This window comes from Pseudoalteromonas sp. SG45-5 (assembly GCF_014164085.1).
In the GTDB taxonomy this organism is placed as follows: Bacteria; Pseudomonadota; Gammaproteobacteria; order Enterobacterales; family Alteromonadaceae; genus Pseudoalteromonas; species Pseudoalteromonas aliena.
In genome coordinates this window covers 13,970-29,557 of the sequence record NZ_JACJEM010000003.1, presented here as the reverse complement: position 1 = coordinate 29,557, position 15,588 = coordinate 13,970, and the positions used below count along the sequence as shown (strand labels likewise).

Annotated in this window: 14 protein-coding genes; 10 read left to right on the top strand and 4 right to left on the bottom strand. The window is 38.7% G+C overall.

Going from position 1 to position 15,588, the window contains the following annotated elements; translation table 11 throughout:
* Window positions 1-89 precede the first annotated feature (89 nt).
* Entirely contained in the window at window positions 90-1,562 is a 1,473-nt protein-coding gene (gene ilvC / locus H5119_RS01180; protein WP_182700901.1) for a ketol-acid reductoisomerase, read from the bottom strand.
* A gap of 138 nt (window positions 1,563-1,700) precedes the next feature.
* On the opposite strand from ilvC, the gene ilvY reads away from it, so the two are divergent.
* The 5 genes from ilvY (at window position 1,701) to H5119_RS01155 (ending at window position 6,089) form a co-directional block, all read left to right on the top strand.
* Window positions 1,701-2,606: an HTH-type transcriptional activator IlvY gene (gene ilvY / locus H5119_RS01175; protein WP_182700900.1), complete on the top strand. Its 906-nt coding sequence runs from the start codon at window positions 1,701-1,703 to the stop codon at window positions 2,604-2,606.
* A 247-nt stretch (window positions 2,607-2,853) separates the two neighbouring features.
* The gene (locus tag H5119_RS01170) at window positions 2,854-3,732 is read left to right on the top strand and encodes a MipA/OmpV family protein (protein WP_182700899.1); all 879 of its coding nucleotides are present in this window, start codon (window positions 2,854-2,856) and stop codon (window positions 3,730-3,732) included.
* A gap of 13 nt (window positions 3,733-3,745) precedes the next feature.
* On the top strand, window positions 3,746-4,114 hold the full coding sequence (locus H5119_RS01165; protein WP_077538960.1) for a DUF3019 domain-containing protein: 369 nt from the start codon (window positions 3,746-3,748) through the stop codon (window positions 4,112-4,114).
* A 14-nt stretch (window positions 4,115-4,128) separates the two neighbouring features.
* The gene (locus tag H5119_RS01160) at window positions 4,129-4,821 is read left to right on the top strand and encodes a response regulator (protein ID WP_077537297.1); all 693 of its coding nucleotides are present in this window, start codon (window positions 4,129-4,131) and stop codon (window positions 4,819-4,821) included.
* Window positions 4,822-4,847: 26 nt separating this feature from the next.
* On the top strand, window positions 4,848-6,089 hold the full coding sequence (locus H5119_RS01155; RefSeq protein WP_182700898.1) for an ATP-binding protein: 1,242 nt from the start codon (window positions 4,848-4,850) through the stop codon (window positions 6,087-6,089).
* 110 nt (window positions 6,090-6,199) lie between these two features.
* Here the strand turns inward: H5119_RS01155 and H5119_RS01150 are convergent, their stop codons facing one another.
* Entirely contained in the window at window positions 6,200-6,415 is a 216-nt protein-coding gene (locus H5119_RS01150) for a DUF3820 family protein (RefSeq protein WP_077537299.1), read from the bottom strand.
* A 486-nt stretch (window positions 6,416-6,901) separates the two neighbouring features.
* Window positions 6,902-8,473, bottom strand: a complete 1,572-nt coding sequence (locus tag H5119_RS01145; protein ID WP_182700897.1) for a cation:proton antiporter family protein — start codon at window positions 8,471-8,473, stop codon at window positions 6,902-6,904.
* A gap of 268 nt (window positions 8,474-8,741) precedes the next feature.
* Between H5119_RS01145 and H5119_RS01140 the strand changes: the two genes are divergently transcribed.
* Together H5119_RS01140 and H5119_RS01135 are read left to right on the top strand one after the other, a co-directional pair.
* Window positions 8,742-9,485, top strand: a complete 744-nt coding sequence (locus H5119_RS01140) for a sporulation protein (protein WP_182700896.1) — start codon at window positions 8,742-8,744, stop codon at window positions 9,483-9,485.
* A 50-nt stretch (window positions 9,486-9,535) separates the two neighbouring features.
* Window positions 9,536-9,985, top strand: coding sequence for a GNAT family N-acetyltransferase (locus H5119_RS01135; RefSeq protein WP_182700895.1), 450 nt, complete (start codon window positions 9,536-9,538; stop codon window positions 9,983-9,985).
* A gap of 193 nt (window positions 9,986-10,178) precedes the next feature.
* Here the strand turns inward: H5119_RS01135 and H5119_RS01130 are convergent, their stop codons facing one another.
* Window positions 10,179-10,946, bottom strand: a complete 768-nt coding sequence (locus tag H5119_RS01130; protein WP_138585008.1) for an outer membrane protein assembly factor BamD — start codon at window positions 10,944-10,946, stop codon at window positions 10,179-10,181.
* Between the two features lie 141 nt (window positions 10,947-11,087).
* Here H5119_RS01130 and rluD point away from each other — a divergent pair, with 141 nt between their 5' ends.
* The 3 genes from rluD to clpB all read left to right on the top strand — a co-directional run bounded on the left by rluD (window position 11,088) and on the right by clpB (window position 15,474).
* Window positions 11,088-12,065 carry a 23S rRNA pseudouridine(1911/1915/1917) synthase RluD gene (gene rluD, locus H5119_RS01125; protein ID WP_077537304.1) on the top strand — a complete coding sequence of 326 codons (978 nt, stop codon included), beginning with the start codon at window positions 11,088-11,090 and terminating at the stop codon, window positions 12,063-12,065.
* Window positions 12,065-12,796, top strand: a complete 732-nt coding sequence (gene pgeF / locus H5119_RS01120; RefSeq protein ID WP_182700894.1) for a peptidoglycan editing factor PgeF — start codon at window positions 12,065-12,067, stop codon at window positions 12,794-12,796. The genes rluD and pgeF overlap by 1 nt, the downstream gene beginning before the upstream one ends.
* Window positions 12,797-12,897: 101 nt before the next feature.
* Window positions 12,898-15,474 (top strand): ATP-dependent chaperone ClpB, encoded by a 2,577-nt coding sequence (gene clpB, locus H5119_RS01115; RefSeq protein ID WP_077537306.1) that lies wholly within the window; start codon window positions 12,898-12,900, stop codon window positions 15,472-15,474.
* The last annotated feature ends 114 nt before the right edge of the window (window positions 15,475-15,588 follow it).

The following is a 15,588-nucleotide window of genomic DNA, read 5'->3' as shown; positions in this document are numbered from 1 at the left end:
TGGGCTAATCTGTGGCTAGGTAAATAAAAAAGCCCATATGTAAAACACATGGGCTTGGTTTCTAACAAGCGAAATTTTAAAGTTTAGGGTTATACAATTTTTTTCATTGCTGACATGTAACCACGTAATTTAGCACCTACTTTTTCAACAGGGTGTTCACGCAGTGCTGCGTTGATTTTAATTAATGTTTGGTTATCAACTTGGTTGCTGTGCTCGCCAAGGCCTTTACCAATAATGTCGGTATCAACGCTTTTCATAAAATCTGCAAGTAATGGTAAACATGCATGGTTATATAGGTAACAGCCGTATTCAGCAGTATCAGAAATTGTACGATTCATTTCGAAAAGTTTTTTACGCGCAATAGTGTTGGCGATTAATGGCGTTTCGTGTAATGACTCGTAGTAAGCTGACTCTTCGATAATACCGGCTGCTGTCATGGTTTCAAATGCAAGTTCAACACCTGCCTTAACCATAGCGACCATTAAAATACCGTTATCAAAAAATTCTTGTTCAGAGATTTCTACATCGCCAGCAGGGGTCTTTTCAAAGTTAGTTTCTGCTGTTTCTGCGCGCCATTTAAGTAAGTTTACGTCATCATTATTCCAGTCTTCCATCATAGTGCGTGAGAAAGTGCCGTCGATGATGTCATCTTGATGCTTATTATAAAGCGGGCGCATAATCAGTTTTAGCTCTTCACTTAATTCAAACGCTTTTACTTTTGCAGGGTTTGAAAGACGGTCAAGCATGTTAGTAACACCGCCATATTTAAGTGCTTCAGTGATTACTTCCCAGCCGTATTGTATTAGTTTTGATGCATAACCTGCATCAATGCCTTTTTCTATCATTTTATCAAAACATAAAATAGAGCCTGTTTGTAACATGCCACATAAAATGGTTTGCTCGCCCATTAAGTCAGACTTAACTTCAGCAATAAATGATGATTTAAGTACACCAGCACGATGTCCGCCAGTACCCGCTGCATACGCTTTAGCTTGTGCTAGGCCATGACCTTGAGGATCATTTTCTGGGTGAACAGCAATTAGAGTTGGAACCCCAAAACCGCGTTTATACTCTTCGCGTACTTCACTGCCTGGGCACTTAGGCGCAACCATAATTACAGTAATATCTTTACGTACTTGCATGCCTTCTTCAACAATATTAAAGCCATGAGAGTAGGCAAGTGTTGAGTCTTTTTTCATCAATGGCATAATTGCACTTACTACAGCGGTATGTTGTTTGTCTGGTGTTAAGTTAAGTACGACGTCAGCTGTGGGAATTAATTCTTCATAAGTACCAACAGTAAAACCGTTCTCAGATGCATTTAAAAATGATTGGCGACGCTCAGAAATAGCTGATGCGCGTAATGTGTAAGAAACATCCAAACCAGAGTCGCGTAAGTTTAAACCTTGATTTAAACCTTGTGCGCCACAACCGACAATAACGAGCTTCTTACCTTTAAGTACGTCAACGCCATCGGCAAATTCGCCTGCGTCCATAAATTCACATTGCGCTAATTGCGCTAATTGCTCGCGTAAAGGTAGGGTATTGAAATAATTCGCCATTGTTAATGTCCTATAAAGTCATGTTTGTTAGATGCGCAATGTTTACTGCGCTTACAAACACCATATGCAAAATCGTTACTTGCGTAAAATGATATATTTGAATTAAAGTGTTTCATAATATGAAATACAGGGTCTGGTATGGATCATAAACATTTAAACTACTTTTTAGCATTAGCTAAAACACTCCACTTTGCACGCGCAAGTGAGCTTTGCCACATAAGTGCACCTACGCTGAGTCGCAACATCAAGTACTTGGAGCAAGAGGTGGGGGTGGCATTATTTATCCGTGATAACCGCAGTGTAAAATTAACGCGAGAAGGGGAGTTGTTCATTGATTACGCCACAGCAACGCTCGCTAATTGGCAGCGCTTTAAAGCAAATATAAAAGACCCTCAGCAGCATATTTATGGCAATGTGAGTATTTATTGCTCGGTTACCGCGTCTTATAGCTTTTTGCATCAAATATTGGAACAACTTCGTGCACAGCATCAGTATATAGAAATAACATTGAATACTGGCGATCCTGCTTTGGCTATCAATCGGGTACTTGATGGACATGAGTCAATGGCAATTGCCGCTAAACCAAGTAAATTACCAGCACAAATAGCCTTTGTAGAAATAGGTTATTCTCCATTATTATTTATCGGGCCGAAAATTCAGTGTCCAATTACCGAAAAATTAACACAAAGCAATGATGATATTAATTGGTCTGAACTTGAGTTTATCGTTCCCGAGCAAGGCTTTTCTCGCCAAAGGTTGGAGCATTGGTGGCGCAAAAATAATATTCACGGAAAAATTTATGCGCACGTTGCAGGGCATGAAGCAATGGTATCTATGGTGAGTCTAGGGCTCGGTGTTGCGATGGTTCCTAAAATAGTACTCGATAACAGCCCACTACAAGATAAAGTGCAAATATTAACACCAAAAATGCAAGCACCTGATGGATTTGACATAGGTTTGGCCGTGTTAAAAAAGGAACTAAATGATCCTGCAATCAGTGCTTTATGGAATATTGCCCAGACGTTAGCTGCAAAAGCAATATGATACATCATGAATAAATAGGGCCAATAAATGGCTTTAGCCCAAGCCGTGTAATATTGTCTAATGTTAAATATTTACTTATCAATTGTGCTGTATTGCTTACGTATTTTTCTCATCTTTAAAAGTAAATGAAATGAAAAGTTAATAAATACGTATACAAATTGTGAATGATTGTAACCAACTACAGCTAGTTCAAAACGAGTTTGCTATTATAGACAGCCTAATAACTTCAATCTTTGACATATTGCTGATGCGGTTTAATTCTTTGATATTAAAAATCATACTTTATGCAACTCTGGTTGCTTGCTTTTCTGCCTGTTCGCAGCAAAGCGATAGCCCCGAGGATGGTTTTAAAGATCAACATATAGCTACCGAGCAATGGCATTTAAGTTTGAGCGCTGGGATCGGGGTTATTACAAACCCTTTACGCGGTGGTGATAACATTCCTTTAGTACTAATCCCGCAAGTTGCTTTTTATGCAGAGCAATGGTTTTTTGATAATGGTCGACTCGGGTATTCATTCGTACAAACTCCAAAGCATCAGTTTAACTTTGTAAGTGAGTTAAATACAGAGTCTCGTTTTTTTATTAACTGGCACCCTAGAAATATATTTTCTTTGTCTAGTAGTTCATTAAGTAGTCAAGTCGTAGATGAAGACAATTCTTCACCGGCAAGATACGCTAATATAAACGATGTACAAAAACGCCATATTGCATTTGATGTTGGTGCTGCTTATCACTATGTAAAAAATGATGCGAATGTATTTTCTATTCAAACATTACACGACATAACGAGTGTTTATAATGGAATACATGCTGCAATGCAGTGGCAATATCATACGCAAATAGGTCAACTTAAATTAAAACAGACGATGGGTATTAATTATAAATCGGCTGAGCTAAATAACTATTTTTATGGGTTAAAAGCAGGTGAAACTCAGTTTGGTAAAATAGACGTTGGTAGTAGTTGGCGGCCTTATGCTAAAATCGACGCCCGTTGGCCATTGAGTAAGGCTAACTCTCTTCGTTTTCATTTAGCCTATTATGACTATTCAGCTATGGATAGCAGTCCGCTCTTTGAACGTACTTATTCGATGACTGCCTTTATAGGATTAGATCATACTTTTTAATATGAAGTATTTAATGTTTATTGTGTTTACTGCGCTTGTGTTTAGTGGTCTTAGTACGACGCAGGCTGCGCCCTTTAGCGTTTCTCCTAAAGTATGTGTGGTTTCTGAGCAGCAAGAGTTTTGCGACCTTGATTTACAATTTAATTGGCGTTTAGATGAGATTGTTGATGTTTGTTTGTATCAGCAAAATGAGAAAATACATTGCTGGCAACAGCAGCGTTCAGGGCAATTTAATTATAAAGCGCGTGTTCATGTAGAGACCATATACTCCTTAATCAATTCTCAGACGGGTGTGCTATTAGCAAAAACACAAGTTGAAGTGCAAAGCGCTCATGCTAAAAAAAATAAGCGCAGGCTTCGCTCACCGTGGAGCTTTTTTTAAATTAGGAGCAACCAATGCCAAAAATTCTACTTGTTGAAGATGATCTAGGCTTACAACAATTAACAAAAGATTATCTTGAACATAATAGTTTAGAGGTTGCTGTGTTAGATCGCGGTGATGAAGTATTGAATTACCTTGAAAATAATACAGTAGATTTAATTATTTTAGACGTTATGTTGCCAGGCAAAGATGGCTTTAGTGTATGTCGTCAAGTTCGTGATAAATATACTTTACCGATTCTGATGCTTACAGCCAAAGGAGAGGATTTTGACCAAGTTCTTGGCTTGGAACTCGGCGCTGATGACTACGTCATAAAGCCGGCAGAGCCGCGTGTACTGCTTGCCAGAATCAATGCATTATTACGCAGAGGGAAACCCATAGAAAGAGTAAATGACGAGTTGCAGTTTGGCGATTTAATAATTGATAAAACAAGTCGTATAGTTAAATTAAGTGATACCGAAATTACTCTTACATCCCATGAGTTTGAATTACTTTGGTTACTTGCATCAAATGCTGGTGAAGTACTCAGTAGAGAGCATGTACATCAACATATGATAGGTCGTCAATACGATGGGCTTGATCGGACAGTTGACGTACGAGTATCTCGGATCCGCAAAAAGTTAGGTGATAACAGCGATAAGCCGTATCGTATTAAAACGGTGTGGGGACAAGGCTATTTGTTTGTTTCTGATGCATGGGATTTATAATTAATGTTTAGGGTTAATCGTCTTTAATGGGAAAATTGTTTGCAAGCTTGTATGTTTACATCATTGTTTCTTTATTCGTAGTCAGTGGTGTTATTGAACAATTGTGGCCATACGACGAATCGCAACAACAAGTACTATTAGATGACGAGTTTGGCCAATCGCTTTTATTGCTTTCTCAAACACCAAATGGCTTGAAAAAACTAAAAGATAATTTTAAAAGCCATATTATTGCCGAGCACGATTTAATGCTACCTCAGCAGCAGCAAACGCAACTAACTAACAATCATTATCTCTACTTATATGATAAACAGCAACGCATTGTTTGGTATATACAATTAAATTCAACGGAGTTGCTACAAGTTGGTCCTATTGATGTTATCACGTCTGAACCTCCCTCTGTTTGGCCATATCTGTTATTACTTATAGTTGTTGGTATTCCAGTCGGACTTTGGAGTTTTTTACTCTGGCGCGATTTTTCGAAGTTACGACAATCGTGTGAGGCAGTGGAAGGTTTACAGGATTTTCAATTAACTAACACGTCTAAATCATTTTTTTTGCCTGTTACCGATACTTTAAAAGTAATGCAGCAGCGCATAACGTTTTTATTAACAGCGCAGCAAGAGCTCACTTCATCTGTTTCTCACGAATTTAGAACGCCACTGGCACGTTTAAAATTTGCCGTCGCTATACTACAAGACCAGCTCCTAGATGAAAAAAATGATCAATACTTAACTAATATGCAAATGGATATTAGTGAATTAGAGTTGTTAGTTTCTGAAATGCTTGACTATGCGAGACTAGACTCCCAGCAACCGAGTTTACAACCGGCTGATTGTGACTTAGTCAAATTGGTTAAAACAAGTGTGGAAAAGTTGAATTTTGACACACGAGTGGATCTTATTTATAACCTACCAAATGAATTAAACTATAAATGCGATTGTCATTTTATGGCCAGAGCATTTCAAAATTTAATCGGTAATGCGCTTAAATATGCAACAAATCAAATAAAAATAACATTGCGAGCTGAGCAGCACGCTATCGTCTTTATTGTTGAAGATGATGGAATGGGGATTGCTAAAACAGATCGGGAAAATGTATTTAAGCCTTTCACACGTTTAGATAAGAGTAGAGGTAAACAAACAGGGGGTTTTGGCCTTGGGCTTGCCATTGTATCGAAAATAGTCTCATGGCATCAAGGTGGATGCTGTGTTGAGGATTCGGCTCTTAACGGGGCTAAGTTTATTATTAGCTTACCTATAAAAAAATAGGCTCTAATAAAAAGATAAAACGCCCGAAGGCGTTTTTTTATGGTTGGAAACCAAAATCAACAAGTAGCAAAGTAATAGACCGTATACTTTTAAAAAAGTTTCTAATTATTTTATTTTTTGTCTAATAAGGGCATTAGCATTTGCTCTAGCCCATTGAGCTTTACTTCATACATCATCGCTAATTGACTCCCAAGCTTAGAGTCAGGAAATCCTTGTTGTTTAAACCAAACTAAATAAGGCTCGGGTAACATTAATAATGGCCGACCTGCGTATTTACCAAAGGGCATTTTTGTATTTATAGCAATTTTTAGTTGTTTTGGATCCATTGACTTATCTAAACATATAAAAGGAGCTTTAGTGTATGGCATTTAGAAGAGATAAAATAGGCTGTGACGGGCAAGAAACAGCCTATTGTATAAGGAGTAGGTCCTTACATTTAGGAGTTTATATTGATTAATATGATCATGTGGAACATTAATTAGTCGATTGAAAATTAATTTATTGTTGGAACATAGATTCTTATTTAATCAATGTTAACAGTGTACCTGTTTTTTTTAGGGTTGTTTACTTGGCTTGTAAAGGAATGTAAATAGAATTGCTTTTTTTGTTTTTATTAATACTAAAGCCCTAGGATGAATTTATAGGGCTGTGCATGTTTGGTATTTATGCAGCCACTTTATTGCCCCATTTATGGGGAGCAACCACATTGTATAGGCTCTGCCTTGCCTAAATACCAAACAGTCTACTGTAAATTCAACACAGTTGGCACTGAAACTAGCTACTTGAAATGGATTTATTATCCAGAGCTCAGGTTACTTAAATAGTTTCTGTTTTACATGCTCTGCAAAGCCGCTACCTGCCTCTAAGTAAAAGTTATAGGTTGAATGTACGCCCATATCTTCTAGTTCTTTTTGCTGATCGGGATAGTTTGCGATTGCTGTCACTTGACCGCTATATCCAGAAGCTTGTAGCTGCTCTAAAGCAAATATATTTTGCATATGTTTAGGCATTGCTAACATCACCATTTCTACGTGCGAATGGTTTACACGTTGCCAAAAATCCGGATCTGTCGCGTCTGCGATTAATACTTTGCGACCTTTATTTATATGTTTATCGACAACTTCTGGCTTTATGTCGATACCAGCGACCAAATTTGGGTGCGTCGCATTAATTGTTTCATAAGCACCTGTACCTATTCTTCCCATTCCAAAAATAACAATTTTTGTATCATTTAGATTTACTGGTAACTCTTCGGCTAAGCGGGTCTGGCTTTCAAACTTTAATAACCAATGTTCCACTTTCACATATAACTCGTTTGATCGTTTATTCAAAGGTGAGGCAATAACAAAAGTAATAGAAACAGCAATAGCCAATACAGCTAGCCACTCAGACGTAATCATTCCTGTTGTTGCTGCAACAGCGCAAACAATTAGGCCAAATTCACTGTAGTTAGCAAGGCTGAAAGCAGTAAGCAAGGATGTTCGTGCACGCAGCTTAAATATATTTGTAAACACGTAGTACAAGAGTGTTTTAATTGGCATTAATAAAACGAGGAGTAAAGCTATAAACAACGAGTTAGCAGTCAGCTCTGCATTGAGTCCAATACTTAAGAAAAACCCAACAAGGAGCACATCTTTTAAGTTAAGTAGTGATTTAGAAAGTTCGCTTGCTTTTTTATGCGGAGCGAACATCATCCCAACAATAAGGGCACCTAAGTCGCCTTTAAGTCCTGCAAATTCAAACGCGTTATAGCCAAGTACAAGTGCGAAGAAAAAACCGAATAATGGCAGTAGCTCACCGTGTTTAGAGCGATTTAGCACCCAATACATCACAGGGCGCAGTAATGGTAATGCAATAATGAGAGCCAATGCCCAAATATTTGGAACTTTACCTGTACTAATCGCTAAAAACATCACAGCAAAAATATCCTGCATAACTAAAATGCCAATAGCAATTTTACCGTGTAGACTTGCCATTTCACCACGTTCTTCAAGTACTTTTACTGCAAATACGGTACTTGAAAAACTAAGTGCAAAGCCAATCAGTAATGCACTTTGCCAACTTAAATCAACAAATAATGGTAGTGCAAATACCCCTAGGAGTAACATAAAGCCACTAAATAAAGCGCTGCTAAAAATGATATGCAGTGTAGCAGGGGCCCAAACTTGCGGTTTGATTAAGCTGCTTACTTTAAGTTTTAAACCGATACTAAACAGTAAAAGGGTGACGCCCAATGCAGCAATTGTATTAAGCAATTCGGTGCTTTTATAACCGGCTAAGTTAAGCGCAAATCCTGCTAGCAAAAAGCCAATAAGAGGAGGTAGTTTTAATTGATAAACGCCAAAACCACAAGCAAATGCGGTAGCAAAATAAATTAGTTCCATAATTCTTAATTATCACTTCGTTTGGTATTGCAGTGTAGCGAATAATTTATCTCAATGAAAAGAAATATCGATATTAAAACAGGGGAAAGCTAAGTAATAAGTCACTTAACTGCGTATAAAAAATACACATCTAACGTGAATTTAACCGTAAATAGCGTTTAAATCACACTTTTTCACTGACAAGCGCTTTTAAATATGGTTAAGATGCGATAACGAAGACGTTTAAGTTAGGGCAAACAACACATCAGCTCAACTTAAGGAGAAGCACATGTTTAAAAGAATTTTAGCATCGGTTGGTATCGGTGCCGCAAAAGTAGATACTATTTTAGAAACTGAGCACTTACAACCGGGTCAACTATTTAATGCACAAATAGTGATCAGCGCTGGCGATGTTAGCCAAGAAATATCGGGCTTAGATTTACTGCTGATGACTCGTGTAAAAGTAGCAGCAGAGGATGGCGATTACTTTACTAACCATGTAATCGATCAATGGCGAATTACAGATATTGGTATAATTGAACCTGGTGAAGTAAAAAACATTCCTTTTGAAGCACGCCTTCATTCAGAAACACCTATTACTGAAATTAACGCTGGCTATAACCAATCTCATGTATGGCTAGAAACAGGCCTTGATATTGATTTAGCGCTAGATCCTACTGATAAAGACCATTTACATGTATATCCAAATGAAGCGGTTAAGACATGTATGCAAGCAATGGAAAAACTAGGTTTTAGTTTGACCAAAGCGGATGTTGAAAAAGGTCACTTACGGGCATCAACCTTTCAGTCAGTATCTGGGTGCTATCAAGAGCTTGAATACAAACCTAATAGCCGAAGCCTATTTGGTATTCAAGAAATTGAATTATCGTTTGTGCCAGAAGCGCATAAAACACATGTATTGATTGAGTTAGATCGAGCTTTTAGGGGCGATGGTTATATTGATTTAACAATAGAGCATGACCACGTAAACCTTTCGCAGTTATGTGATCAGCTAGAGCGTTTATTTAATTAAGTGCTAAATGAACCCAGCTTAGGCTGGGTTTTTTGTCTGCAGGGATCATGATGGAATTTAAATGTGAATCTTTTATAGCGCTTAATACGCATACTTTATTTACTATTGTGCGAGGACGTATTGAGGTATTTGTAGTAGAGCAAATGTGCCCTTATCCTGAACTTGATGATAATGATACAGCAAATACAACCGTCCATATTTATCAAATGGATAAAAATAACTTATTAGCTTATGCACGTTGCTACGAAAAAAATGCTCAGTACAGTGCAATAGGAAGAGTGTTAGTCGCTAAAAGCGAACGTGGTAAAGGCGTTGCTAAAATACTTGTCAACGAGGCTATAAATTGCTGCAAAGCAAATTGGCCTGAACGCAATATATACATAGGCGCACAAACTTACTTACTTGATTTTTATCAATCACTGGGTTTTGAGAGTGTAAACGATGAATATTTAGAAGACGGTATTGCACATCAAGACATGATTCTAAAACTGACTGATTAATACTAATTTTATTAAAAACATGCTTATTTTAGCGAATTAAATAACTTACTAACTTCGTTAAAAATTATTTATATACGACTGCATGGATGCAGATCAAGGCAGGGAGCAATTGGTATAACTCACTAAAAAGCCCGTAATTAAAAAAATTAATTACGGGCTTTTTAGTACAAATTTTAACAATAAATAATCGGTGTTATTTATTTTTTCTAGTGTTTAGTCTACGCGTTTGTTTTGCGTGATCGCTAAGTTCAGTTAAACCTAACTTGTCGTAGCTTTTTTCCATTATTTCAAGTGCTGGCTCTAAGTAACTACTTTGTGAGTAATGCTCAACAACAAACTTACCACGATTCGCCGCAGCCAAATAGGCTTCACGCTCGAAGTAATAAGTCGCTACTTTTAACTCATAGCGTGCCATACGATTTAAAAGCCATACTAAACGTCGTTTAGCCTCCGGTGCATAATCACTTTTTGGAAAGCGCTTCACTAGTGTCGATAAATCGGTAAATGCAACACGTGTACGGTTTGCATCTCTATCAGCTCTATCTACACCAAAGTATTCTTGGAATGCATTTTTGTCGGCTTTGATGTTGATTAAACCACGCATGTAATACATGTAGTCAAGATCTTTATGATTTGGGTTTAAGCGTATAAAGCGATCGACTGTCGCTAATGCTTGTTCAGTATTACCTGATTGGTAATGAGCATAAACTAAATCCATTTGTACTTGTTTAGAAAACGGGCCAAACGGATAACGTGAATCTATTGCACTTAAAAGCTCTATTGCACGCGCGTACAAACCAGAATCTAGCGTTTCTTTTGCATCTTCATACAAAGCTTGTGCCGATCTATTTGGTACACGTTGAATATCTTCTTGGTCAGGAGCAGACGAACAAGCACCTAAACTAAGTACAGAAACTGAAAAAACAATGGCAAATGCACGTTTCCCTATTTTATTTATCATTTTATTTGTTACCTTCGATGTCTTCGGCTAGGCCAAGTCGGTAAAACCGAGTAAACTATGCGTATTATATTATGCTTTTATTAAAAGCGATTCTAACCCAGTCGAGCAAAGCTTGCACTGGTAAATTGGGTAAAGTTACTAATGTCAGAGCAAATTTCTCTTCAAGCCGAGGTTCCAACCGACTTAGGTGGTAAACGTCTAGACCAAGTATTAGCACAATTGTTCCCTGATTATTCACGTTCTCGTATAAAAACATGGATTTTGGATGATAAAATAACCGTTGATGGTGAAATGTTAAACACTCCGCGTACTAAGTTACTCGGTGGTGAGCTTCTTAATATCGAAACAACCATTGAAGCACCACGCGAATACGAAGCACAAAATATTAAATTAAACATCGTTTATGAAGACGATCATATTTTAGTAATCAATAAGCCAATGGGCCTTGTTGTTCACCCCGGTGCAGGTAATCCAGATGGAACTGTGCTAAATGCGCTTTTACATCACCATCCTGAAATTATTAATGTGCCACGTGCAGGTATAGTGCATCGATTAGATAAAGATACGACCGGACTTATGGTTGTAGCAAAAACGATTCCAGCGCAAACACATTTAGTAACAGCACTGCAAAAGCGTGAAAACTTTACGCGTGAATATGAAGCATTGTGTAATGGCACAATGACTGCGGGTGGTATGGTTGAAAAACCAATAGGCCGCCATGCGACGCAAAGAACGCACATGGCTGTTCACGAACTTGGCAAACCGGCTATTACACATTACCGTGTTGCCGAAAAATTCCGTGCTCATACTCGTTTACGTCTGCGCCTAGAAACAGGTCGTACACATCAAATTCGTGTACACATGGCTCACTTAAATCACCCACTAATTGGCGATCAGTCTTATGGCGGCCGTCCGCGCCCACCAAAAGGTGCAACACCGCAATTGTTTGAGTTACTTCGCAGCTTTAGACGCCAAGCTTTACATGCAGTAAAGCTAAGCATTGCTCACCCTATTACTGGTGAAATGATGACATGGCAAGCGCCTATCCCTGATGATATGGTTGCCATGACACACGCTCTACGCGAAGATACTAAAGCAAACCCGGACATCGATAGATAATGAATGTGTTATCAGCACCATGGAAAAACCTTCATACTGTAGGAACGTTGAGTACTACACGTGAAGGTGGTGTATCAAAAGCTCCCTTTAAAAGTTTAAATGTAGGGCTCCATGTTGGTGATAATAAAGAGCATGTATTAGAAAATCGTTCATTATTAAATGAACACATACCTAAATCGGCTGTGTGGCTAAATCAAGTGCATAGCGCCGATGTTGTTATTGTTGATAAGCACTTTGACGTTAATGAGCGACGTGATGCGGATGCACTTTATACTCAGCTATTAAACCAGCCGTTAGCGATAATGACAGCCGACTGTTTACCTATTTTGCTAACAAGCAGCGATGGTAGGGAAGTCGCCGCCATTCATGGTGGCTGGCGAGGGTTGGAGCAGGGCATTGTTAAAAACGTACTAGAGTGCTTTAGCACAAAATATGAAAATATACATGCGTGGCTAGGACCTGCTATTGGTCCCAGTCAATTTGAAGTGGGGGTTGAGGTGTTAGAACTGTTTGAAAAACGCTCCCCATTGCTTACTAGCGCGTTTACATTGCAAGCGAATAATAAGTACCTTGCTGATATTTATGCAATCGCACGTACTTTGCTCTCGCAATGCGGCATCAAAAATATCACTGGTGGTGAGTACTGTACAGTGACCCAGCATGATTTATTTTTTTCTTATCGACGCGATTCAAAAACAGGGCGTATGGCAAGTTTGATCTGGCGCAAATAATTACTTGTTATAATGATTATATTTTCCTCAACACCTTGAACAAACCGCACCGCATACCCATTAATTAGGTAATTCGTTATTTATTTAATAGGTAAACCCTGATGCGTTTAGATCGATTCACTAGTAAATTTCAATCAGCGCTTTCTGATGCGCAATCGCTAGCCCTTGGCCGCGATCATCAATTTATTGAACCTGTACATCTAATGTATTCGCTACTACAGCAAAGTGGTTCTAGTGTGCGTGCATTATTTGCACAAACAGGTGTTAGTGCCGACGAACTAAATACTAAACTTTCCCAAGAAATAGAAAAATTATTTAAAGTAGAAGGCGTAGGAGGCGACGTACAGCTATCAAACAATATGGCTTCACTTATTAACCTATGTGATAAGTACGCGCAAAAACGCAAAGACAAATATATTTCAAGTGAGTTATTTGTGCTTGCGGCATGTGATGATAAAGGTCCGCTTGGCGATATATTCAGATCGTTAAATATTACGTCTACTAAAATTGAAAGTGCCATTAAAGCGATTCGCGGTGGTCAAAAAGTTGACGATCCAAATGCAGAAGAAACACGTCAAGCACTTGAAAAATACACTATTGATTTAACCGAACGAGCAGAGCAAGGTAAGCTCGATCCTGTTATTGGTCGTGATGATGAAATTCGCCGGACAATTCAGGTACTGCAGCGTAGAACAAAAAACAATCCCGTATTAATCGGTGAGCCCGGTGTTGGTAAAACAGCAATAGCCGAAGGCTTAGCACAGCGCATAATTAATGGTGAAGTGCCTGAAGGGTTAAAAAATAAACGTGTATTGTCGCTAGATTTAGGTTCGCTGGTGGCTGGTGCTAAGTATCGTGGTGAATTTGAAGAGCGTTTAAAATCAGTACTGAATGAGTTGGCAAAAGAAGAAGGCCAAGTCATTTTATTTATTGATGAAATTCATACTATTGTAGGCGCAGGTAAAAGTGACGGTGCAATGGATGCGGGCAATATGTTAAAACCAGCATTAGCGCGCGGTGAGTTACATTGCGTGGGAGCAACGACCCTTGATGAGTATCGTAAATACATAGAAAAAGACGCAGCCCTTGAACGTCGTTTTCAAAAAGTACTTATTGAAGAGCCATCGGTAGAAGATACCATTGCAATATTGCGAGGCTTAAAAGAGCGCTATGAGCTACATCACTCAGTAGAGATCACCGATCCAGCGATTGTGGCAGCAGCGCAGCTATCTCATCGTTATATTAGTGACCGTCAGTTACCAGATAAAGCCATTGATTTAATAGATGAAGCCGGCTCTTCAATCCGACTACAAATTGATTCAAAACCAGAGTCGTTAGATAAGCTTGAGCGCCGTATCATCCAACTAAAGCTAGAAGATAATGCACTAGCTAAAGAAAAAGACGAAGCAAGCCAAAAGCGCCGCAGTGAAATGCAAGAGTTGATCACAGATCTTGACGCACAATATCGCGAGTTAGATGAAATATGGAATGCTGAAAAAGCATCACTTCAAGGCACGCAAGTAATTAAAGCAGAGCTTGAACAAGCTAGATTAGATTTAGATGTAGCGCGAAGGGCAAGTGATTTACAGCGTATGTCTGAGCTGCAATATGGACGCATTCCAGAGCTTGAGCGAAAGCTCGACTTAGCATCGCAAGCAGAGATGCAAGAAATGACTCTGCTTAAAAATCAGGTTGGCGAGGACGAAATAGCAGAAATACTATCGCGTTGGACCGGTATTCCTGTTGCAAGAATGCTTCAAGGTGAGCGTGAAAAACTACTGCAAATGGAAGAAAAACTGCACAGTAAAGTGATAGGGCAAGATGAAGCGGTGGTTGCTGTTTCTAACGCAATACGTCGCTCTCGTGCAGGGCTTGCTGATCCTAATCGTCCTATTGGTTCTTTCTTGTTTTTAGGCCCAACAGGTGTGGGTAAAACAGAGCTGACAAAAGCACTGGCTGGTTTTATGTTTGATACCGAAGATGCCATGGTGCGTATCGACATGTCTGAGTTTATGGAAAAACATTCAGTTGCTCGTTTAGTCGGGGCACCTCCAGGTTATGTGGGATACGAAGAGGGGGGTTATTTAACAGAAGCCGTTCGCCGTAAACCTTACTCAGTGATACTGTTGGATGAAATTGAAAAAGCACATCCGGATGTATTTAATATTTTACTACAAGTATTAGATGACGGTCGCCTAACCGACGGACAAGGTAGAACTGTTGATTTTAAAAATACCGTTATTATTATGACCTCAAATTTAGGCTCAGATATTATTCAAGAACAAGCGGGTAACAATGATTATACAACGCTTAAATCTAAAGTGATGGAGGTATTAATTAATGAGTTTAGACCTGAGTTTATTAACCGTATAGACGAAACAGTCGTGTTCCATCCGTTAGCTAACGAACACATTAAAGAAATAGCAGACATTCAGTTGATGAAATTACGTGAACGTTTAACGGAAATGGGCTACTTGCTAGAAATAAGTGATTCAGCACTTGAGCGTATTGCTGCAAGTGGTTTTGATCCTGTGTATGGTGCGCGACCACTGAAACGTGCTATTCAGCAAACAATCGAAAATCCGCTAGCCCAAAAGTTACTAAATGGGGATTATGTCCCAGGCAGTATTATTGTCATTGATTCTGATGAAAGTGGACTTGTTTTTTCTAATCGGTAATTAATACCAATCGGTATAAGTATTTGAAGAATTTAAGCCGATTAGCGTAAAAAATCCGGATAGTGCCGTAATTCTATAAATTTAGAATCGCACTATCCGGCTTTTATCTAAGAA